Raw genomic sequence first — 20261 nt, 5'->3', positions numbered from 1 at the left:
AAAGCCCTTGCGAAACAGGTCCGCAAGGGCTCAGCATTATTCAAAGGTAGAAGGCTATTGGCCGACCATCACCCGGCGCATACCGCTACGAGTGCCGGAAGTACACTGCACAATATAGGAACCGGCTGGCAACTGACTAACATCCAGCGTAATAGCCTCGTCGCCGGCCATCAGGTCGCGGGTAAGAACCGGACGGCCGTTGGCGTCATTGACTTCCACGCGGGTGGGCCCGGTGGCATTGGTGCGCACAATCAGGCGCTTGGTCAGCGGATTGGTATCGACCCGCACTTTGATGGCGTCGGTGGAAGGTGGTGCTACTTCCATTTTGCTGGTAATGAGCTCCGGGGGAGCGGGTTTGGCTTCGGCTACCATAGTAGCTGTAGCGGGCTTGGCCGCAACTGCTGCTTTGGCGGCGGGAGCCGGTGCTTTGACGGGCGCTTTAGCCGCCGGTTTCGTTTGTGCCTGGGCCGTTCCGAGGCTCAGCAGCATTCCTATTCCCAAACTGAGGGTAACCACAACCGTTTTCATACCCAGCCCAAACGTAGTAGAAGACATTTCATTATGCGGCAGCAAAAGTAAAAAATAGTCCTTGCTTCTGGTAAAAACAGAGGGTAGCCGAGTAGCTATATTACTCATTATCAAGCGTAAATTCCAAATGAGGCGGCGCAAAATTGCGCCCTAGTCCAGCCATACAAACCGTATGCCCAACTCTAGCAGCCTCAGAAGCTTTGAAACGGCAGCAAAATCGACACCCTAACCGCCAAATATTTCCACCTGTCTTTCAGGCATCTATGTCCCCAAGCCCTGGTTTTACAAAAAAGATAGTATCAACTCTTGCATGACTTTCAATTTCTCTCTTACCTTTGTGACTCGATTCCTCGGGGTGTAGCGTAGCCTGGTATCGCGCCAGCATGGGGTGCTGGAGGTCGTAGGTTCGAATCCTGCCACTCCGACAGAACAGTTTACTGTTCGAAAAGCCTCCAGACTTCGGTCTGGAGGCTTTTTTCGGCCATAATAGTACTTACCGAGTTTACCCCACTCGGCATTCGGGGTGTAGCGCAGCCCGGTAGCGCGCGTCGTTCGGGACGACGAGGCCGTAGGTTCGAATCCTGCCACCCCGACTTATAAAAAGGCCTTTCCTTACCCGGAAAGGCCTTTTTTATTTGTTCTGATTTATCCCCGGAAGGATACTACATAGATTCCAGCCTATATCTTTGTCGCTTCACTATTTCTTTTCCCTATGAAAAAGTTATTCCTGCTGGGCTTGTTGGCCTTCAGCGCCGAAGCCATCCAGGCACAAAGCATTGCAGCTGGCACCCTCTCGCTCGGCGGCAACGTAGGCTATAACCGTACGGAGCGGACCAACAGCGCCTCAATCAATGGCCGGGCGACCAGCGTTGAAACGACATCGAGCGAGTTTGGTATCAGTCCTTCCATTGGCTACTTCTTGGCCGATAACCTCGCTATTGGCTTGTCGGTAGGTTATTCGGCTTATCGGGAGCCGTATTCCACCTATTCCCCTGCTCCGGGCGTGGTGCGGGCCGAACTCGACCCCACGACTACGCTCAGTGTAGGCCCGTTTGTGCAATACTACAAGATGATCAGCGAGCAGTTTGGCGTAGTAGGCACGCTGAATGGGGGCTTTCAAAGTCAGAAGAGCTACGACTACACTAATAACAGCCCCCAGCCACTGATCAGTGAATTCAAGGCCAAGGGGTTGTATGCCGGGCTGACGCCCAGCATCGTATTCTTCCCCATTCCCAAATTGGGCCTGAGCGCCTCTATCGGTGGGCTGCAGTACGACCGGTTGAGCTACGACTACCCCACCAACGCGGGCACCGCACCACCGGACTACGAGAACAAGACCAGCAACCTGGGCGCCTATTTCGGCCTCGACCAGTTGCAGTTCGGCGGCACGTTCTATTTCGGCCGCTAGAGCAGCCATATCCTATTGAAAAGCCCCGGATATGTGGTCCGGGGCTTTTTTTTATGCTATATACACGATACTCTATGCGCGGCCGTTTATCCGGTCACTGAGTGACGGCAAGCTTATTCTAGACAGGCGTTTGCCGCACTTACGTGCTTTATCCAACTCCACTATTTTCCCATTTTCATGAACAAATGTATTTGTGTTGCTGCCCTATTGTTGGGTGGCAGCGCCCTGAGTGCTCAGGCTCAAACCAAGGCAGGAACTGTGCTACTAGGTGGTGGGCTTGGTGCTTCCAAATCTAAAGCAGAGTATACCGCTTCTTACCAATCACAAACCGGCCATTCGGAAAGCACTAGCTTTTCACTGTCTCCCCGAGCAGGCTATTTTCTAGCTGATAACCTGGTACTGGGCTTAATCACCGCTTATAACCATTCTCGGTCTGAAAGTGAAGGTTTCGACAATGTCGGCATTAAGAACACCTACACTACCAAGGGCAACGGCTACCAGCTCGGTCCATTTGTGCGCTACTACAAAATGCTGGGTGAAAAGGCCGGCTTTTTCGGCCAGTTAGAAGCTGGATACTCCCGCTCCAGTGGCGAATCGGAAGACAATAACGCTTCCTTATCCACGCGTAAGAACCGAGGATATTATGGACTTCTTACGCCTGGCTTTGCTTACTTTCCAACCCCCAAGCTTGGCCTAGAAATAACTCTAGGCAACGTGGGCTACAGCAAGAACACGACCGTGGCCACCGATTCTTTCCAGCAGGAACCCATCCGTACAACTGAGACTACCGAATCAGGTTTGGGAGCTTCTTTCTCCTTGGGTTCCCTGGCGATAGGCGCGGCCTTCTACTTGGGGCGTTAACAGCAGCTAATAGCTACAAAAAAGGCCATTCCTTTTCAGGAATGGCCTTTTTTGTAGCTAAGTTCAATCAGCTACTCAACCACGGCCAGTACTTCGGACTCGCCCTGCTCGGGAAACCGTTCCAGGTACACGTGGCGCAGCTTGAGCTGCTGCTGCTTCACGGCGTCGGTAATGGCGGGATAGAGCTTGCCAGGGGCTACCAGATAGCTGGCCGTGGTACGGGCCTGCACCACCCGCTGCCCAGCCCCAAACGTGCGGTACTTGTAGCCCGCCGGTAACTGCTGCGACACGGTATCGGCCACAATCAGGCCGACGAAGGCGCGCACTGTGTCGCGGGCCTTGGCCGGGTCGTTGTAGTAAATGTTGGCCAGTTCCCCGCGCAGCTTGCCCTGGTCCTGTGCCTCCTTCACGCTGCGAAACAGGGGTCCGAACCGCTCATCATTGGCCGAGCCTACAAAGGCCTGACCGGCCAGAAAGATGGGCGCTTTGGTAGTCGTGACGGTGACGGTGGGCGTCTTGAAGCCGCCCACGTAGGCGTAGATCAGGGCCGCCCCGATGGTAAACAGAAAAATAAGCAGGAACAGCCAGCGGGTCATACGAAAAAGTTATTCGGCGGGAGTATTGAGGGCGTCTTTGTACTGCATCTGGTAGAGCTGCTGGTAGAAACCGCCGTGGCGCAAAAGCTCCTCGTGGGTGCCCGACTCTTTGATTTCGCCCCGGTCCAAGACGATAATCCGGTCGGCTTTCTGGATGGTGCTGAGGCGGTGGGCAATAACCAGGGAAGTACGGCCCTGCATCAGCTTTTCAATGGCCTCCTGAATCAGCTCCTCGGTTTCGGAGTCGACCGACGAGGTGGCCTCGTCCAGGATGATGATACGGGGCTGGTAGACCATGGCCCGCACGAAGCTGATGAGCTGGCGCTGCCCTACCGAGAGCGTGGCACCCCGCTCCATAACCGGGTACTGCAAGCCGCCGGGCAGCCGCTCGATAAAGCGCCGGGCCCCGACTAGGTCGGCGGCGGCCCAAATCTGCTCCTCGGTAATATCCTTATTACCGAGGGTGATGTTGTCCTGGATGGTACCGGCGAAGAGGAACACGTCCTGCAGTACCACTCCAATGTGGCGGCGCAGTTCTTTGAGGTCGTACTCGCGCAGGTCGTGGCCATCGACGGAAATCGTGCCCTTATTGATTTCGTAGAAGCGGCTGAGCAGGTTGATAATGCTGGTTTTGCCCGCGCCGGTGGCTCCCACGAAGGCAATGGTCTGCCCGGCTTTTACCTCGAAGCTCACGTCGCGCAGCACATACTCCTCGTCGTTGTAAGCAAACCACACCTTGTCAAATTTCACGTCGCCCTGGAGCTGGGCCGGGGCGTAGGTGCCATTGTCGGCAATGAGTTCTTTGCTGTCGAGCAGCTTGAGCAAACGCTCGGTGCTCACCAGGCCTAGTTGTAGAGTGTTGAACCGGTCGGCAATCTGGCGGATGGGCCGGAAGAACAGGGCGTTGTACATGATAAAGGCAATGAGGGCACCTTTCGAAATCGTGCCCTCAATCTGCCCCTGCGCGGCATACCACACCAGCAGCCCCACGCCTACGGCGGCCAGCACTTCGGCCACCGGGAAGTAGATGCTGTAATAGAGTACCGAGCGGATGTTGGCCCGGGTGTGCTCCTGGTTGATGGCTCTGAACTTGCGGTGCTCCCGTTCCTCGTTGTTGAAAATCTGGACCACGTTCATACCCGTCAGGTGCTCCTGCACGAAGGAGTTGAGGTTGGCTACGGCCGTGCGCACTTCCTGAAACGAGGTTTTCACCTTTTCCTTGAATACATACGTGCTGTAGAGCAGGGGCGGAATTACCGAAAGGCTGACCAGGGTCAGGCGCCAGTCAATCCAGAACATGAAGCCCATAATGAAGAGCAGCTGCAGAATGTCGCCAATCATGGCTGCCAGCCCCTCGCTGAATACGTCGGACAGGGTTTCGACGTCGGAAATGTTGCGGGTGACCAGCACCCCGATGGGCGTCCGGTCGAAGAACTTCAGCCGCAGATCCAGGATGTGCTTGTAGAGGTCGACGCGGATGTCGCGCACGATGTACTGGCCCAGCCAGCCGCCGAAGTAGGTTTGCAGGTAGCTGACCAACGCGTGGGCCACCAGCAAAATCATGAGCAGCCCGAACATCTTGTTCAGCCCCAGCATATCGCCCTGCTCGATGCTGACGTCGACCATGCGCTGAATCAGAAAAGGGCGCAGCGTACCGAGAGCGGCAGTAGCCACGGTCAGGAAGATCAGGAAGTAGAATATTCGCCGGTAGGGACGCACGTAGGTCATCAAACGACGCAGCACTTGCCAGTCGAAGATGTTGCCGGTTTTGGTAGCGGTAGTAGCTTGTTCCATAGGTAGAAATGCAGTACTCGGAGCGTAGGTAATAGAGCGTAGACGATGGGCACGGCGGGCGGGGAATAGCTCAAACAGCCGAAACGCGCAAATGCTTACGTCGGCCGCTTCGTTCTACGCACTCAACTCTACCTGCTTACTTCACAAAATACGGCAGTTCCAGCGTCGCGGCTGCCGCGGGCACCAACTCCGTCGGGTATTCCACCTTGCTCAGAAACAAGCCCTGGGCCGGAGCCGCGCCACCGGCATCTACCCGGTTCTGGGCCAGTAGAATAGCTTTGAACTCGGCGGGCGTGATTTTGCCGCGGCCTACCATCAGCAACGTGCCCACTACCAGCCGCACCATACCCCGCACAAACCGGTTGGCCCGGATGCGGAACACCAGCCCGCCCGGGGTGGGGTGCCAGCCCGCTTCGTAGCACACGCAGACGTAATGATTTTCGCCGCCTTTCACCTTGGAAAAGCTCGTAAAATCAAACGAGCCCAGCATGGAAGCCGCCGCCTCATTCATGGCCGCCACGTCGGGGGCCCGGTCGAGGTAAAGACTGTGGTTGACGCTGAATGGATCGGGCACGAGGCGCACGTGGTACTCGTAGGTGCGGGCTTCGGCATCGAAGCGGGCGTGGGCCCGCTCGGGCACGGGGTGCAACAGGCGGGCGGCAATATCCTTGGGCAAGGCCCGGTTGAGACGGTACACCACCGTGGCTTCATCCAGCGTCTCAGGAATATCGGCCTCGAAGTGGGCTACTTGGTGGCTGGCGTGCACACCGGTATCGGTACGGCCACTCCCCAGGATGTGGATAGGCTGGCGCAATACCTGGGTCAGGCAACGCTCCAGCTCCAGCTGCACCGTCAGGGTATTGGGCTGCACTTGCCAGCCGTGGTACTGGGTGCCTTCGTAAGCCAGATGAAGAAAGTAGCGCAAGGTTCTTAGTTGTTAGTTATTGGTTGTCAGTTGTTAGGCCTATTGCTGTCCAAAAAGGGAATCCGACGGACTAACAACTGACAACTAATAACTAACAACTAGGATTTAAGCGAGGCGAATAGCAGCGCGTCCTGCACGATGCCTTCTTTCACGATGCTTTTCTGCAGCCGGGCTTCCAGCTGGTAGCCGGCTTTGGCCAGGACCCGGGCCGAGGCGGCGTTGCGGGCAAAGATTTCCGCGTACAGCCGGCTAACCTCGAAGTGGGCAAAGGTGTAGTCGGTCAGGACTCGCACGGCCACGGGCACGATGCCCCGGCCCCAGTACTCCCGCCCTAGCCAGTACCCGATTTCAGCACTGCACCGGTTGATGTCGTCCTTGAACAGCACGCTGATGGCCCCCACAGCTTCCCCGGCCACTTCAATAGCCAGGTGAATATCCGTGGAGGCCGGGTCCGTGGTCAGCCCAATGTACCAGTACGCGTCTTCAAGCCGGTACGGGTGCGGAAATATGTCACGCAGGTTCTGCCAGATTTCCCGGTCGTTGGCCTGCTCGGCCAGCACTGGGGCGTCGTGCAGATGCCAGGGGCGTAGCCGCACGCCTTCCAGTGGCACGGCAAGCGTCGGACGGAGCAGAGAGTCAGTCATCAGCTTGCCGGGTCAATGGTTAGAGTTTCTCAAAGATGGTCGCTGCCCCCTGACCTACGCCCACACACATCGTGACCAAGCCGTAGCGTGAGCCTTCCCGACGTTGCATTTCGTGCAGGAGCGTAGCCGTAATCCGGGCCCCACTGGCGCCCAGCGGGTGGCCAATGGCAATGGAACCACCATTCACGTTCACTTTGTCGGGGTCCAGCTCCAGGTCGCGTAGGCATGCTATACTCTGGGCGGCAAAGGCTTCATTGAGCTCAATCAGGTCGAGGTCGTTGATGGTCAGGCCGGCACGCTGCAGTACTTTCTTGGTGGCTGGTACCGGCCCAATGCCCATCACCGACGGGTCGACGCCGGCCACGGCCGAGCATACCACCCGGGCCATGGGCTTCAGGTTGTAGCGCTTCAGGGCTTCTTCGCTCACCACCAGCACCGCCGCGGCCCCGTCGTTGATACCAGCCGAGTTGCCGGCCGTTACGGTGCCATCCACGGGCTGGAAAGCGGGCCGGATGCTGCCCAGCTTTTCCATCGACGACAGGCGGGGCGGTTCGTCGGTGTCGAACAGGGCCGTGTCGCCTTTCGGATTAGGAACGAAAACGGGTACGATTTCACGGCGGAAACGACCTTTCTCCAACGCCCGCTGGTACTTACGCTGGGAGTTGAAGGCAAACTCATCCTGCTCCAGCCGCGAAATACCATACTTGCGCGCCACGATTTCGGCCGTTTCACCCATGGCATACGGGTGGTGCAGCTTGGAGAGCTTCTGGTTGATAAAGCGCCAGCCCAGCGTCGTGTCGTGGGCTGTCAGCTCACGCCCAAACGCTGTTTCCGACTTGGCCATCACAAATGGGGCTCTGGTCATGCTTTCCGAGCCGCCGGCCAAGTAGATGTCGCCCTCGCCGCTCATGATGGCCCGGGAGGCATCCATGATGCTCTGTAACCCCGAGGCGCAGAGGCGGTTTACCGTCACGCCGGGCACCGTGGTGGGCAGGCCAGCCAGCAGGGCAGCCATGCGGGCTACGTTACGGTTATCTTCGCCGGCTTGGTTGGCGGCCCCGATGATAACATCTTCTACCGCCGTCTTATCCACGGAAGGATTACGGCGTAAGAGCTCACGCAACACATGCGCGGCCAGGTCGTCGGGACGTACGCTGCTGAGGGCACCGGCAAATTTGGCAATGGGGGTGCGGACGGCGTCCACGATATAAGCAGTTGGCATTTTCTTGAATGCGGTTATTCCGGTCGTTGTTGGCTACTTTTGCCGGCCCGGCGTACAAGTGCGCACGGGCCAGAGTTTCATAACAACAAAGATGATACAAAGAATTCAAAGCGTATTTCTCTTGCTACTTGCTTTAGCTATGCTAAGCGTCGTGTTTGTTCCTATCTGGAGCAAGCTTGATCCGGCCAGCGGGCAGGAACTGGTGCTTACCGCCACCAAACTGACCTACGCCCACGCCGATGCGGGCATGTCGGTGCCGACCAATACCTACGCTATTGCAGCCCTGGCCCTGGCTTCGGCAGCCGTAGCGCTGTTCGAAATTTTCCAGTACCGCAACCGCTTCACCCAGCTCAAGCTCGGCGTACTCAACTTCCTGCTGATTGTGGCCACCTTGGGTGCCTGCTTCTACTATTCCGGCATTGGCGAGCGGATGCTCAATATCAAGATGCCCGGTAGCTACGAAGCTGGCTTCTACCTGCCCACGGTAGCGCTGCTGCTGAATTTGCTGGCCAACCGCTTCATTCGCCGCGACGAGCAGCTGGTTCGCTCCATGGACCGCCTGCGCTAGCACCACAGAAATCACAAAAAAAGGCTTCTGCACCATGCGGAAGCCTTTTTTTGTTGTAATAGATTCTACTTCTTAACGCCGGGCTGCATCCTGCACTTCCTTGATGCTGGATTCAAATTGGAAGGAGTCGTAGACCCGGTAAAAGTTCTGCTGGTCGCTTACATGGGGATAGGCAAACTTGGCCAGTTCCACTTTTGAGTTTTCAGAATCCAGCGTGCCCAACAGGCGCTTCAGGTCATCGGCCTGAATAGCCGACTGCTCCAAGGCCAGCTTAGCCACATCCAGGCGGCTGCTGTCGAAGGATTTGCTACGCACGCTGTTCACCAATGCGTCCACATCCTGGCCCTGCATCGGCCGATAAACACTCACCGAACCGCCCGAGTACTGTCCGCCACCGGTGGGTGGATAGTTGTCGTAGCCGCCGTTACCGCTGTTCGGGCCATTGTAGCCCCCGCTGTTATAGCCCCCATTGGAGCCCGGGCCGTTGTTATTATTACCGTACGAATCGTCGTAGTAGCCGTCGTTGCGACCATCCCGGTCATCGTAGCGGGGGTCGTAGTTGCCACGAGGGCCGTAGCCGCCCCGGGGTCTGCCCCGTAGCGGGAAGGCGCTTACTTTGCGCAACACGGGCGGGTAGCCTTGGCGCGTTACCAGCACGTAGGTTGTTTCCAGACCGGGGTCCAGGAATACGCGGGTGCGGTAGCTAATTGAACGTCCGTAGCCGGTTGGGATAAAGAACTCCGCCCAGTGATAGCCAGGAACCAGCCGGTCGATGTGGACTTCGCGGGCTACATTACGTGTCAGCGCCCGGCCGTCGAAGACGAGTTGAAAGGGAATACCGCGCTCGGAGGCAAAGTTTACGTTGGCCGGAGCGGCCTTAAGGTCAGCAGCCAGCAACACGAGCAGGCCGAAGCAGAGGAGTAGCGCCTTTTTCATGGCAACAAGGGCTTTCGGAAAAGCGGACCATCCGCTTCCGTAATACCTTAAAGCCAAGGATTGTGCCAGTTCCAAAACTCCACTCCCGACGAGCTTGTTGCCGCGCGAATTTGCCTAACGACCCAGCGTTTTTCGTAAGCTATGGCTAACAAAAAAACGCCCCGTGCATACCGGCACGGGGCGTTTTTACTAAAAAGTCAGCTGCGCTTACTCAGAAATTTTCGTCACCTTAAACTCGGTGCGACGGTTACGCTGGTAATCTTCTTCGGTCTTAGCGGCCTTAATCACAGGCTGGGTTTCACCGTAGCCCTTGGCCGTAATCCGCGACTTGTCAACCCCTTTGGAAATAATGTAGTCTACGGCCGACTGCGCGCGTTTCTGCGACAGAGTCTGGTTGTAGGCATCCTTACCGCGAGAGTCGGTGTGCGAGCTGAGCTCAATGGTAATTTTGGGGTTATCATTGAGTGTCTGCACCAGCTTATCCAGCTCGGCTGCGGCATCCGGGCGAATGTCCGACTTGTTGTAATCGTAGAAAATATTGTCGACCACAATAGCCTTGTTCTTCACGATTTTGGTCAGGGTGAGCGTCACTGGCACCTTGATGTCGTTCAGCTCATTAGGCAGCTCTTCCTGGGTAGGCTTGCGCCCCACGGTACTCACGCTGTTGCGGGCGGTGAAGTAACCAGCCCGGTCCGAAATAAGCGAATAGTTGGCCGCCGCTGAGTCGAGCTTGATAGAGAACTTACCATCGGCGCCGGAAGTCACTTCCTGCAGCTTCTGGCCTTTGCTATCGAACAAGGCCACGGTTTCGTTGGCAACGGGCAGCGTTTCGCCGGTTTTGTCGTTGCGCTCCACCAGCGTACCGTCGGCGTAGAACGTGACGAGCTTGAGCGGCTTTTTGCGGAACATATACAGGTCGTCGCTGCCTTTGCCGCCGGAGCGGTTTGAGGAGAAAACGCCCATGTCCTTGCCCGTGAAGAAGGGGGCAAAATCGTCGCTGTTGCTGTTGATAGGGGCCGCCAGGTTTTTCACCTTGCCTTTGTCCACCATGAAGATATCGAGCTTACCCAAGCCGGGGTGCCCGTCAGAAGAGAAGTACAGGGTGCCATCAGGGGCCACTGCCGGGAAGTTTTCGTTGCCGGCCGTGTTGATTTCCGGGCCCAGGTTTTCGGCCGGCGTGAAGCGGCCATTAGCGCCCAGCGTTGCCTTGTATAGGTCGTTGCCACCCTGGCCGCCTTTACGACCCGACGCAAAGTACAGCGTCTGTCCATCCGGCGAGAATACCGGGGAGAAGTCGTCGGCCGTCCGGTCATTAATGTTGATGAGCTTCGGCTCTTCCCATACGCCGTTCTTGAAGAACGAAGCCCACAGGTCAACGCTCAGGTAGCCTTTCTTCGAGCCGTTGTTGGAGCGGGCAAATACCACCATCTTGCCATCGGGCGAGTAAGTAGCGCTGGCCTCGTGCATATCGTCGGTGTTGAAGGCCGGCTCGAGCTTGCGCACCGTGCCACCCGTCATCTTGGCCTCGTCGTCAAACTTAATGGCGAACAGGTCATTGAAGCCTTCTCCGTTACCGGCGTACTTTTTGCCTTCACGCCCCGAAGCAAAAACCAGCTCCTTGGTCGTAGGCATCATGGTGGCGCTAAACTCGGCCGAGGGCGTGTTGAGCTGGTCCAGGGGCGTCACCTCGTTGTTGGTGCGCATAGCCACAATCTGGGTGCCGAGCCGGGAGTTTTTAGCTTCCGTTTCGGCCCGTGCAGCCAGGGCTCGATTGGCTCCATTCTGGGTGTAAGCTTCAAACTGCGAAGCTGCCTCATCAAATTTGCCGTTGGCTTTCAAAGCCAGCCCGTAATAGAAAGCCGCATCCGGGTTTTTAACGCCCCCGTCTATAGCAGCCTTGTAGTAGCCTTCCGACTGTTCAATGCGGTTTGAGAGCCGGTAGGACTCCGCCACGCGGAAGTTGGCCATAGCTACATTCTTGCCTTTAGCAACATCCGCTTTGTATAGTTCAATTGCAGTTTCGTATTCACCGCGGGCAAAGCGCTTATCCGCCTTGCTCACGCTGCCCGTTGTAGCACAACTGCTAAGCATTGCTGCCGAGCCTGCCGCAGCGCACACAAACAGTAGTTTCCTCATGGATGTCTGAAAGTGAAATGATAAAAGGCCCGGCTTTCTGCCCTCTTGAGCCTAGCAATAATACTAAGTTTACCCATTATTTTACTCCTGGCCAAAAACATTTCCAGGAATTAGAAATATCTGGCCAGCCAGGTCGTTGCCGCCGGCGCCGGCCACAGCGGCCCCAGTTTGCTGTTTTCTGCGACGGTGTTGTCAAAATACGGAGTATCAGCCGTTAGGCGGCCTTCTGCAATAGCCTGACGTAGCTGCCGCCGGTCCACTAACTCCACTTTCCCATCAATGAGAAAGGCCAGTTGCGACTTCTCCAGGAGCTGCAGCCCAATTTGCTCTTCCACCAATCGTACAAACCGCACGGAGGCATCAATGGAGCAGCCGCTGGCATCGGCTACGGCTTCATTCAGCCCGATAACCAGAAACTGGTGGTGTAGAATAGCCGCCGAGGCCTCCAGATTGCGGCCGTGGCTGGTCCACTCGGCCGCGAAACGCTGCAGCGCGGGCTCTACCTGCGCTATTTCGGCAGTGGTAAAGGGCCGACTGGCCTGGTAAATCCAAATCCGGGCCGAAGCCGGAAGCTCAGAGAAAGGTACAAACATAGGGTACGAAACAAAGGCAAAACCCGTAGCCACGCGGCTACAACAGTGCAACAACCAAAGTGCAGCAATAGTACGGCAACCTGCTACTATAAACGTAAACTGCCCCGGTCGGAAGTTCCGCCGGGGCAGTTTTATTCGGGCTTCTACTAGTCAATAGCTTTCTTGACGCCAGCTACTTAGCCCGCTTAGGCATTCAGACCTTCAGCGGTGGCAATAAGCTCGGCCAAATCGAACACCTGCACATTGTTTTCGCGCTCCTTGTTCTTAACCCCGTCGCTCATCATGGTCATGCAGAACGGGCACGACACGGCAATGATGCTGCCCTGCTGGGCGTTGCGCGGGGCTGGTGTGGCCCCAGCATTGCCGCTTTCCACGCCGAGCAGATTGTGCAGAGCCGCGGCGTTGCCATCTAAAGCGGCCAGGGCTTCCTCGGTGCGCTCCACGTTGATGTCTTTCTTGCCGGGCTCGGGCTCTTTCCACATCTGGGCCCCGCCGGCCCCGCAGCACAGACCGTTGGCTTTGCTGCGCTTCATTTCCACCAGGTCAGCATCTAATACGGCCAGCACGTCGCGCGGGGCTTCGTAAATGTTGTTGGCCCGGCCCAGATAGCAGGAGTCGTGGAAGGTAATGCGCTGGCCCTTGAACTCACCGCCGCCAGCCACGCCCACCCGGCCCTCATTGATGAGCTGCTGCAGGAAGGTGCTGTGGTGAATGACTTCGTAGTTGCCGCCCAGGGCGGGGTACTCGTTCTTAATCGTGTTGAAGCAGTGCGGGCAGGCCGTCACGATTTTCTTGATGCCGTAGCCTTCGAACGTGGTAATGTTCTGCATGGCCTGCATCTGAAACAGGAACTCGTTGCCGGCACGCTTGGCCGGGTCGCCGGTGCAGGTTTCTTCCATGCCCAGCACGGCGTACTTCACGCCCACGTGCTCCAGGATCCGGACGAAAGCCCGGGTAACGCGCTTGTACCGGTCGTCGAAAGCTCCGGCACAGCCCACCCAGAACAGGATTTCGGGCTCTTCCCCGGCCGCAGCCAGGTTGGACATGAGCGGAACATTGATTTGACGGGTGGCAGTTTGCTCAGCCATTGTATTGTAGTTGACAGTTGTCAGTTGTTAGTTGTCAGGTAGTGCCGTCAGTCCTGCTCGCCGTTGTTCATTCTTTGACAACTGACAACCAGCAACTGACAACGCCATTTATGCTTTTTCGGCCACGTACAGCTCGTCGGCCCAGTTAAAGCGGTCCGAAGGCGAGAAGGCCCAGGGCGCCCCGTTGTTCTCGATGTTGGAGAACATCACGTTCAGTGAGTTCGGCGCGGCCGACTCTTCCAGCACCAGGAAGCGGCGCATTTCCACGATGCTTTCCAGCGGGTTAATGTTTACGGGGCAGGCTTCCACGCAGGCATTGCAGGTGGTGCAGGCCCAAAGCTCCTCGGGCGTCACGTAGCCGCGCAGCAGCGTGTGGTTTTCCTTGTCGAGCACTTCCTGCTCGGCATGCTTGGCTTCGGTTCCGTAGAGGTTGGGTTGGAAAATCAGGGGAGAATTATATTTCTCCTCCATCCGGTCACGGGTATCCATGATGATCTTGCGCGGCGAGAGCAGCTTGCCAGTAATGTTGGCCGGGCATACCGAGGTGCAGCGGCCGCACTCAGTGCAGGAGTACGCATTCAGCAGGTTGGTCCAGGCCAGGTCGTTTACATCCTTGGCCCCAAAAGGCGTGGGCGCCATAGCCGAGCCGTCGGGGTTGGTGGCCGGAGCCGGTACTTGGTAGCTCGGGTCCATCATGGCCTTCACCTCGTGGGTGATGCTGTCCACGTTCGAGAACTGACCCTGCGGTACCAAGCGCGAATAATACACGTTCGGGAATGCCAGGATGATATGGAAGTGCTTGCTGCTAGGCAGGTAGTTGAGAAAGGCCAGAATGCCCACGATATGCGCCCACCAGCTCACGCGCTCCAGAATTTCCAGGGCACCCACGTTGTTGGGCAGCAAGCCCGTCAGCAAGGAGCTAATCGGGAAAGCGCCCGGTAGGTCCTGGCCCTCCATCTGGTGCAGCTTCAAGTCGGAGGCATTCATCAGGAACAGAGCCACCATCAGAATCACCTCGATGTATAGAATGATGTTGGCGTCCATTTTGGGCCACATGCGTAGCTCGGGGCCGGTAAAGCGGCGCACTCCTTTCACGTTGCGGCGCCACCAGAAGGCCGCTACCGCCACGATAACCAACGCTCCCAGTATCTCATTTGTCCCGACTAGCGCGCTATACAACGGCCCGAGAAAACTCAGGGCGCGGTGGGTGCCGAAGAGGCCATCAATCATAATCTCGATGACCTCGATATTGATGACGATGAAACCCACGTACACAATCAGGTGTAACAAGGCGGGAGTGATGCGCTTGAACATCTTTTGCTGACCAAAGGCCACCAGCAAGGTTTTGTTCAGCCGCTCGCTGACGTTGCCCGACATATCCCGGTCGCGCCCGACGAGGATGTTTGCCCGGATCTTGCGAACCTGCCACGCAAACAGACCGAAGCCTGCCGCCGCGACGAGCAAGAAGAGGATGTTTTGGATAGAGAAATGCACGGGAAAGGGTAGGTTTGGGGTTAGGTCCGAAATATACTCGTTATGCATAACAAATTACGGATTTCTCGGCAGAAAGATTTTTTTCATGAAGACTTGCAGGTTCATTTTCCTTTACTACTTTTGTGCTCCCCAACGGCAATAACGGCCCACGGGGGCCAAGAGCTGGTAATGTAGCTCAGTTGGTAGAGCACAGCACTGAAAATGCTGGTGTCGTTGGTTCGATTCCAACCATTACCACTAAAAAGCCCTTCTGCTTCCCGCGGAAGGGCTTTTTTGTTTTTCGGACTGGTGCAGCAAGTGGGCATAATTAGCTTGACGCTGACTATTTATAAGCAATATATCTTATCCATCAGCTACTTAGACCCAATCTACCCGCAATTCTGCTGAACCTCAACCTAACTCCCCAGCGGCTTCAGAAGTACTCATAGGCCGTACGGGTGGCAGAAGGGCAAGTATTCTTACCGCGTCAGCCCCCGGACCACACGTCGCAAATCAGCGAGTTTTCATTTCCATTCGGGCTGCCACCATGGAAAATACTTCTGCTACTACTGCTCCGACTCCCACGTACTGGCTGACCCGGTTTGTTATCCTGCGGCTGCTGGGCGCACTCTACGCCGTAGCCTTTCTGGTGGCCATCAACCAGATTATTCCCCTGATTGGCTCCAACGGCCTGCTACCAGTGGGCCTTTTCCTTGAGCAGGTGAGCCATACGCTGGGCTCGGACGGTGCGGGCTTTTTACGGTTGCCGTCTCTGTTCTGGCTTGGGCATTCGGATGCGGCCCTGCTAGTAGCAGCCTGGGCTGGGTTGGCGCTTTCCCTACTTGTGGTGGCGGGCTTCGCCAACATGCCGCTACTGGCTCTCTTGTGGGTGCTGTACATGTCCTTCGTCAACGTTGGGCAGGAATGGTACGACTACGGGTGGGAAATTCAACTGACGGAAACGGGGTTCCTGGCCATTTTCCTGTGCCCTGTGCTGGAGCTGCGGCCTTTTCCCCGCACGGCACCTCCCCTTCCTATCATCGTTCTATTCCGCTGGCTTATCTTTCGCATTATGCTGGGCGCGGGCCTGATTAAGGTGCGGGGCGACGAGGTATGGCGCAATAGTACTGCCCTCTACTACCACTTCGAAACCCAGCCTATTCCGGGTCCCCTAAGCCGGTGGTTTCATTTCTTGCCGCGTGCGGCGCTACAGATTGGGGTATGGTTCAACTGGCTGGCTGAGCTCGTGGTGCCCCTTTTTGCCTTCAGTCCGCGAATAGCTCGTCACACGGCGGGGATAATCATGGTGCTGTTGCAGTTCAGTATCATTCTCAGTGGCAACCTGTCGTTTCTGAACTGGCTGACTATTGTGCCGGCGCTGGCCTGCTTTGATGATGGATTCTGGGCCCGGCTGCTGCCACGGCAATTGGTTGGACGTGCCGCGGCGGCCGCGGCCCGAGCCAAGGAATCGGTGCCGCACCGCACCACGGTGCGGGTGGTAACGGCAGTATTGATCCTGCTTAGCATTCAGCCGGCCCTGAACTTGGTGTCACCCGGACAAATCATGAATACATCCTTTGACCCGCTGAACCTGGTCAACACTTACGGCGCATTCGGCTCGGTAGGCCAGGAACGGCTGAATGTGGTGTTTGAAGGCACGCTGGACGAGGTGGCCGGCGAAAATGCCGTGTGGAAGCCGTATCCTTACAAAGGCCTGCCCGTGGCCCTCAACCAGCGTCCGCCCCAGGTTGCCCCCTACCAATTGCGCCTGGACTGGCAGATGTGGTTTGCGGCCATGGCCTCACCGGCGGAATATCCCTGGACACTCCACCTGGTCTGGAAGCTGCTCCATAACGACCCGGGCGCGGTTAGCCTATTCGCCGGTAATCCTTTTCCTAATCAGCCACCGCGCTACATCCGGGCCGTGCGTTACCGCTACATGTTTGCTCAGCCCGGTAACCCGCAAGGACAATGGTGGCAGCGGGAGCGGGTAGATATCTGGTTGCCCCCACTCTCTGCCGACGACCCGCGTTTGGTGCAGGTTCTGCAAAATGCGGGCTGGGCACAGTAAGGCGCGCGGTTACGGATGTTGGTGGCCCGGCTGTGGGATAGGCTCAGCGGGCGGCGGCTCCCCTACGGGCAGTTTTGCTGTAAAGCCTCGCCGGCATACAAGTATCCTAATTGAATAGCCCGCCGAAAAAACTCGCAGGCGGCTGGCGCGTTGCCCTCCTGTTGGGCCAGCCGACCCAGCAGAAAATGAACCTGTCCATTTTTGGGATTTTGCAGCAGCACTTCCCGGTAATCGGCGCGGGCAGCCCCAAAGTCGCGCAGCTTGTAATGTGCCAGGCCCCGGTACGTGAGGTACTTCAGGGAGGGAGCTTTTCCGGCCGCACTCCGCAGCCGCAGACCGGCCGATAAATCGGTGATGGCCCCGTCGAACTGCAGCAGCTCAAACAGCCGCAGCTCCCCGCGAGCCAACCAGGCTCCACTCAGGGTCGAGTCCAGGGCCAGGGCCTGGGTCAGGCTGCGCTGGGCCGAGTCTTTCTGGGCTAGCGCAGCCTGGCACTGCCCAAGCCGGTAGAGCAGCACGGCCGCGTCGCGGGGAGCATTGTCTTCTGCCAACGCCACTTGGTAGTCACTACGGGCAGCCTTGTAATTGCCATAAATAAGCTGCTCGATTTCAGCCCGGCGCTGCAAGGCTTCCTTGTAATGCGGCTTGAACTGCAGGGCTTCCGAAAAGAACCCGTGCGCCGTACTCCACTTTTTGCCGGCGTAGGCCTGCAGCCCATTTTCGTAATTGCTCACGGCCGTCACGTGGTCCATGGTCACCTTCACCGACACGATGAACAGCAACAGCAGCGCAGCCAGGCCCGCCGTTAGCAGGTAGTCACGGCGCGTAAACTTGGTGCGGCGCTTCGAAATGGTCTGGTAGTGGCGCTCGGTAGAGCCAGCCGGACGCCGGGTGCGCAACGGCTCGGCCGGCGGCATGGGCACGCCATACACATGCTGGCCCTGTGCCCGGTATTGCTGTTGCCGACGGGCCTCATCGGCGCGCAGTGCGGCGGCTCGTAATTGGTGGTCGTAGGAAGCGCGGCGGGCCGGGTCGCCCAGCACGTGGTAAGCCGCACTAACGGCTTTGAACTGCTCCTCAAACTGAGTGCTACCGCCGTGCTTATCGGGGTGAAACTGAATAGCCAACCGCTTGTAAGCCAGCTTTATTTCCTGCACCGAAGCCGTAGCAGAAACACCTAGTACCTGATAATGATTTTGGCTCAAAACGGGGTGTTATATAGTAAAAGTAACGCAAAATTCAGACACGAAGTGTGGTTTTGCGTATGAACCAGCAAACCGAAAAGCAGGCTCCTCGCCCACTTTTCCGGTCTCCGACCTGTCTAACATCTTTTCTCGCTATTCTTCTCCCCGCCGTATGGCTTACGACGACGACGCTTCCAAAACGCCCCGCAACGACAGCTTGGTGGGCAATCTTAAAGGCTACCTCGATACGCGTATCGACTTAGTCCGCCTTGAAGTTCAGGAGAAAGTCAAGCTGGCTTTTGTCGGCACGGTGCATGGCGCAGCCATGGGCCTGATTGGCCTGATGTTCCTGATTTTCCTGAGCATTTTTGCCGGCCTGGCCCTGAATGAGGCCTTCGACAGCTCTTTCTGGGGATTCGGGGCGGTAGCCGGGTTTTACCTGGTGCTGCTCATCATCTTCTTGGTGGGCGTCGACAAAAAGTTGTTTCAGGGCTTGGCCGACAAGCTGCTGAACAACACCATTTACAAATCTGACAAACGCCAAGCATAACCAACCTCATGGCTGAGCTGAATAATCCCCTGTTCGACGACGAAAGAGAGTTTCTGGAGCGCCAAAAGCTTGAGTACGAGCGGGCTTTGCAGGGCGACGTTGATGAAATTAAAGAAAAAACCCAAACGGCAGGCAAATATGCCCTCATTGGCGCCGGCCTGTTCGGGAGCCTCTGGCTGATCAAAAAGGCTTTCAGCAGCAAAAAGCACTCGACCTTCGACGAAGGTCTGGAAGAGTTTGACATGCATGACCGGATTGCTTCATCTAAGAAAAGACTGAAGCACCGCGACAGTCATTACTCCGACGTCGATACGGCCGTGGCAGATGATCTGGGCTTTGGCTCGGCGCATGCCCACCAGAACGACCGGGGCTACCAAGAGCCGCGGCAGCACGAGCGGGCCCATATTGCCCCCGACGTGTACCATACCGACTCCGATATGGACCCGTTTCCGCCGGTATCCCGCTCATCAGCCCGCCCTTATCCAGCAGCTTATCGGCCCAAAGCCGAGCAGTCGTCGGAAGCGGCCAGTCTGATGGCCGGCGCCTTCCAGAGCTTTATGCAGTCGGACACCGGCAAGATGCTGCTGGCGCAGGTGACAGCCGTTCTGATGGCGTATGTGGCGAAAAAAGTTGGTGAATATTTGCCTGTGGTCAAAAATCCCGACCTTGCAACTTCTCCCGGCTCGTTTACCGTCGAGCCCGAGACGAAGGATATCGACTTTACGTATCACCACGACGAAGCGGATGCGCCTCACCAATCTGCATGAAACCCTCAGTAAGCGCCGCGCCCGGGGCCAGAAATCTCTGGCTGTCCTGCTCGACCCAGACCATCTGGACGAGGCTGGGTGCCGGCAACTGCTGGAGTTGAGTGAAGTACACCCTGTTGATTACTTTTTTGTGGGCGGCAGCCTGGTGATGAATTCTCACCAGGCGTCGCTCATTCGTTTAGTAAAAAGCCGCAGCACCGTGCCCGTGCTGCTGTTTCCCAGCCACAGCCTTCACCTCGATACCCAAGCCGACGGTATCCTGCTGCTGTCCCTGATTTCGGGCCGCAACCCCGACTTTCTCATTGGGCAGCACGTGGTAGCAGCTCCGCTGCTGCGGGCTAGTAACCTGCAGATTCTGCCCACCGGCTACATGCTCGTGGATACGGGCCGCCAGACTACGGCCAGCTACATGAGCGGTACTACGCCCCTACCCTACGACAAGCCCACCATTGCGGCCTGTACAGCTATGGCTGGCGAACAACTAGGACTGCGCCTGATGTACCTCGATGGTGGCAGCGGCGCTATGTATCCGGTTTCCTCGGCTATGATTCGGGCTGTACGCCAGGCCACCGACACGCCCCTGATTGTGGGCGGCGGCATTAATACCGCTGAAAAGGCTCATACTGCTCTGGCCGCCGGTGCCGACGTTATTGTCATCGGCAACCAAATCGAGAAATCTCCGGAGTTCCTGGCTGAAATGTCGAAGGTCGTCCGCACGTTTAACGCCGTGCTGGATATTGTCTGAACCACGGATTCGACGGATTAGTCGGATTTTGTAGACGGCGCGGCCGCCGACGCTATTGCCGCTCCTACCGCTCGAAAGAAAAGTACAGTCCAACAAAAAGGCCACCCCTGCGGGTGGCCTTTTTGTATTTGGGACAATCGTCCACAAAATCCGACTAATCCGTCGAATCCGT

At 57.1% G+C, this 20261-nt stretch carries 19 protein-coding genes and 3 tRNA genes; 10 read left to right on the top strand and 12 right to left on the bottom strand.

From position 1 onward, the window contains the following. Positions 1 to 54: 54 nt before the first annotated feature. Complete coding sequence (locus tag MUN80_RS05465) at positions 55 to 528, bottom strand: T9SS type A sorting domain-containing protein (protein WP_244720654.1); 474 nt, start codon at positions 526 to 528, stop codon at positions 55 to 57. A 351-nt stretch (positions 529 to 879) separates the two neighbouring features. Between MUN80_RS05465 and MUN80_RS05460 the strand changes: the two genes are divergently transcribed. The 4 genes from MUN80_RS05460 to MUN80_RS05445 all read left to right on the top strand — a co-directional run bounded on the left by MUN80_RS05460 (position 880) and on the right by MUN80_RS05445 (position 2797). Further along, positions 880 to 953, top strand: a tRNA-Pro gene (locus MUN80_RS05460). Between the two features lie 94 nt (positions 954 to 1047). Next, positions 1048 to 1121, top strand: a tRNA-Pro gene (locus MUN80_RS05455). 119 nt (positions 1122 to 1240) lie between these two features. Further along, complete coding sequence (locus MUN80_RS05450) at positions 1241 to 1936, top strand: hypothetical protein (RefSeq protein WP_244720651.1); 696 nt, start codon at positions 1241 to 1243, stop codon at positions 1934 to 1936. Positions 1937 to 2113: 177 nt separating this feature from the next. Continuing rightward, on the top strand, positions 2114 to 2797 hold the full coding sequence (locus tag MUN80_RS05445) for an autotransporter outer membrane beta-barrel domain-containing protein (protein ID WP_244720649.1): 684 nt from the start codon (positions 2114 to 2116) through the stop codon (positions 2795 to 2797). Between the two features lie 71 nt (positions 2798 to 2868). Here MUN80_RS05445 and MUN80_RS05440 read toward each other — a convergent pair whose 3' ends face one another. From MUN80_RS05440 to MUN80_RS05420, 5 genes are all read right to left on the bottom strand, one after another. Next, positions 2869 to 3393, bottom strand: a complete 525-nt coding sequence (locus MUN80_RS05440) for a hypothetical protein (protein WP_244720647.1) — start codon at positions 3391 to 3393, stop codon at positions 2869 to 2871. Positions 3394 to 3402: 9 nt separating this feature from the next. Beyond that, positions 3403 to 5187 (bottom strand): ABC transporter ATP-binding protein, encoded by a 1785-nt coding sequence (locus tag MUN80_RS05435; RefSeq protein ID WP_244720642.1) that lies wholly within the window; start codon positions 5185 to 5187, stop codon positions 3403 to 3405. Between the two features lie 136 nt (positions 5188 to 5323). Continuing rightward, positions 5324 to 6112: a tRNA pseudouridine(38-40) synthase TruA gene (truA, locus tag MUN80_RS05430; protein WP_244720639.1), complete on the bottom strand. Its 789-nt coding sequence runs from the start codon at positions 6110 to 6112 to the stop codon at positions 5324 to 5326. A 98-nt stretch (positions 6113 to 6210) separates the two neighbouring features. Then, on the bottom strand, positions 6211 to 6756 hold the full coding sequence (locus MUN80_RS05425) for a GNAT family N-acetyltransferase (protein ID WP_244720633.1): 546 nt from the start codon (positions 6754 to 6756) through the stop codon (positions 6211 to 6213). A 19-nt stretch (positions 6757 to 6775) separates the two neighbouring features. After that, the gene (locus MUN80_RS05420) at positions 6776 to 7978 is read right to left on the bottom strand and encodes a thiolase family protein (RefSeq protein ID WP_244720629.1); all 1203 of its coding nucleotides are present in this window, start codon (positions 7976 to 7978) and stop codon (positions 6776 to 6778) included. Between the two features lie 91 nt (positions 7979 to 8069). Here MUN80_RS05420 and MUN80_RS05415 point away from each other — a divergent pair, with 91 nt between their 5' ends. Beyond that, entirely contained in the window at positions 8070 to 8546 is a 477-nt protein-coding gene (locus MUN80_RS05415) for a DUF4293 domain-containing protein (protein WP_262922040.1), read from the top strand. A 72-nt stretch (positions 8547 to 8618) separates the two neighbouring features. Here the strand turns inward: MUN80_RS05415 and MUN80_RS05410 are convergent, their stop codons facing one another. The 5 genes from MUN80_RS05410 to MUN80_RS05390 form a co-directional block, all read right to left on the bottom strand. Then, the gene (locus MUN80_RS05410; protein WP_244720623.1) at positions 8619 to 9482 is read right to left on the bottom strand and encodes a proline and serine-rich protein 1 family protein; all 864 of its coding nucleotides are present in this window, start codon (positions 9480 to 9482) and stop codon (positions 8619 to 8621) included. 207 nt (positions 9483 to 9689) lie between these two features. Next, positions 9690 to 11573, bottom strand: a complete 1884-nt coding sequence (locus tag MUN80_RS05405; RefSeq protein ID WP_511181484.1) for a CHU_0125 family OmpA-like outer membrane integrity protein — start codon at positions 11571 to 11573, stop codon at positions 9690 to 9692. 155 nt (positions 11574 to 11728) lie between these two features. Further along, the gene (locus MUN80_RS05400; protein ID WP_244720617.1) at positions 11729 to 12211 is read right to left on the bottom strand and encodes a hypothetical protein; all 483 of its coding nucleotides are present in this window, start codon (positions 12209 to 12211) and stop codon (positions 11729 to 11731) included. A gap of 185 nt (positions 12212 to 12396) precedes the next feature. Then, positions 12397 to 13257 carry a (Fe-S)-binding protein gene (locus tag MUN80_RS05395; protein WP_244724837.1) on the bottom strand — a complete coding sequence of 287 codons (861 nt, stop codon included), beginning with the start codon at positions 13255 to 13257 and terminating at the stop codon, positions 12397 to 12399. Between the two features lie 150 nt (positions 13258 to 13407). After that, positions 13408 to 14793 (bottom strand): 4Fe-4S dicluster domain-containing protein, encoded by a 1386-nt coding sequence (locus tag MUN80_RS05390; RefSeq protein WP_244720610.1) that lies wholly within the window; start codon positions 14791 to 14793, stop codon positions 13408 to 13410. Between the two features lie 164 nt (positions 14794 to 14957). On the opposite strand from MUN80_RS05390, the gene MUN80_RS05385 reads away from it, so the two are divergent. Further along, positions 14958 to 15030 (top strand) — tRNA-Phe (locus MUN80_RS05385). Positions 15031 to 15319: 289 nt separating this feature from the next. Further along, positions 15320 to 16843 (top strand): lipase maturation factor family protein, encoded by a 1524-nt coding sequence (locus MUN80_RS05380; protein ID WP_244720607.1) that lies wholly within the window; start codon positions 15320 to 15322, stop codon positions 16841 to 16843. A gap of 62 nt (positions 16844 to 16905) precedes the next feature. On the opposite strand, the gene MUN80_RS05375 is transcribed toward MUN80_RS05380, so the two are convergent. Then, the gene (locus MUN80_RS05375; protein WP_244720604.1) at positions 16906 to 18048 is read right to left on the bottom strand and encodes a J domain-containing protein; all 1143 of its coding nucleotides are present in this window, start codon (positions 18046 to 18048) and stop codon (positions 16906 to 16908) included. A 151-nt stretch (positions 18049 to 18199) separates the two neighbouring features. Between MUN80_RS05375 and MUN80_RS05370 the strand changes: the two genes are divergently transcribed. From MUN80_RS05370 to MUN80_RS05360, 3 genes are read left to right on the top strand one after another with little or no spacing between them, the layout of a single operon-like run. Further along, positions 18200 to 18577 (top strand): phage holin family protein, encoded by a 378-nt coding sequence (locus MUN80_RS05370; RefSeq protein WP_244720602.1) that lies wholly within the window; start codon positions 18200 to 18202, stop codon positions 18575 to 18577. 8 nt (positions 18578 to 18585) lie between these two features. Beyond that, the gene (locus tag MUN80_RS05365; protein WP_244720600.1) at positions 18586 to 19344 is read left to right on the top strand and encodes a hypothetical protein; all 759 of its coding nucleotides are present in this window, start codon (positions 18586 to 18588) and stop codon (positions 19342 to 19344) included. Beyond that, positions 19322 to 20089: a geranylgeranylglyceryl/heptaprenylglyceryl phosphate synthase gene (locus tag MUN80_RS05360; protein WP_244720598.1), complete on the top strand. Its 768-nt coding sequence runs from the start codon at positions 19322 to 19324 to the stop codon at positions 20087 to 20089. The genes MUN80_RS05365 and MUN80_RS05360 overlap by 23 nt, the downstream gene beginning before the upstream one ends. Positions 20090 to 20261: the final 172 nt, after the last annotated feature.

This window comes from Hymenobacter cellulosivorans, assembly GCF_022919135.1.
Classification (GTDB): Bacteria; Bacteroidota; Bacteroidia; order Cytophagales; family Hymenobacteraceae; genus Hymenobacter; species Hymenobacter cellulosivorans.
This window is presented reverse-complemented; position numbering and strand designations above follow the sequence as displayed.

Bases quoted from the DNA above. Each gene is read 5' to 3' on its own strand.
- MUN80_RS05465 (WP_244720654.1), bottom strand. From the start codon at position 528: ATGAAAACGGTTGTGGTTACCCTCAGTTTGGGAATAGGAATGCTGCTG.
- MUN80_RS05450 (WP_244720651.1), top strand. From the start codon at position 1,241: ATGAAAAAGTTATTCCTGCTGGGCTTGTTGGCCTTCAGCGCCGAAGCC.
- MUN80_RS05445 (WP_244720649.1), top strand. From the start codon at position 2,114: ATGAACAAATGTATTTGTGTTGCTGCCCTATTGTTGGGTGGCAGCGCC.
- MUN80_RS05440 (WP_244720647.1), bottom strand. From the start codon at position 3,393: ATGACCCGCTGGCTGTTCCTGCTTATTTTTCTGTTTACCATCGGGGCG.
- MUN80_RS05435 (WP_244720642.1), bottom strand. From the start codon at position 5,187: ATGGAACAAGCTACTACCGCTACCAAAACCGGCAACATCTTCGACTGG.
- MUN80_RS05425 (WP_244720633.1), bottom strand. From the start codon at position 6,756: ATGACTGACTCTCTGCTCCGTCCGACGCTTGCCGTGCCACTGGAAGGC.
- MUN80_RS05420 (WP_244720629.1), bottom strand. From the start codon at position 7,978: ATGCCAACTGCTTATATCGTGGACGCCGTCCGCACCCCCATTGCCAAA.
- MUN80_RS05415 (WP_262922040.1), top strand. From the start codon at position 8,070: ATGATACAAAGAATTCAAAGCGTATTTCTCTTGCTACTTGCTTTAGCT.
- MUN80_RS05410 (WP_244720623.1), bottom strand. From the start codon at position 9,482: ATGAAAAAGGCGCTACTCCTCTGCTTCGGCCTGCTCGTGTTGCTGGCT.
- MUN80_RS05405 (WP_511181484.1), bottom strand. From the start codon at position 11,573: ATGCTTAGCAGTTGTGCTACAACGGGCAGCGTGAGCAAGGCGGATAAG.
- MUN80_RS05400 (WP_244720617.1), bottom strand. From the start codon at position 12,211: ATGTTTGTACCTTTCTCTGAGCTTCCGGCTTCGGCCCGGATTTGGATT.
- MUN80_RS05395 (WP_244724837.1), bottom strand. From the start codon at position 13,257: ATGTCCAACCTGGCTGCGGCCGGGGAAGAGCCCGAAATCCTGTTCTGG.
- MUN80_RS05380 (WP_244720607.1), top strand. From the start codon at position 15,320: ATGGAAAATACTTCTGCTACTACTGCTCCGACTCCCACGTACTGGCTG.
- MUN80_RS05370 (WP_244720602.1), top strand. From the start codon at position 18,200: ATGGCTTACGACGACGACGCTTCCAAAACGCCCCGCAACGACAGCTTG.
- MUN80_RS05365 (WP_244720600.1), top strand. From the start codon at position 18,586: ATGGCTGAGCTGAATAATCCCCTGTTCGACGACGAAAGAGAGTTTCTG.
- MUN80_RS05360 (WP_244720598.1), top strand. From the start codon at position 19,322: ATGCGCCTCACCAATCTGCATGAAACCCTCAGTAAGCGCCGCGCCCGG.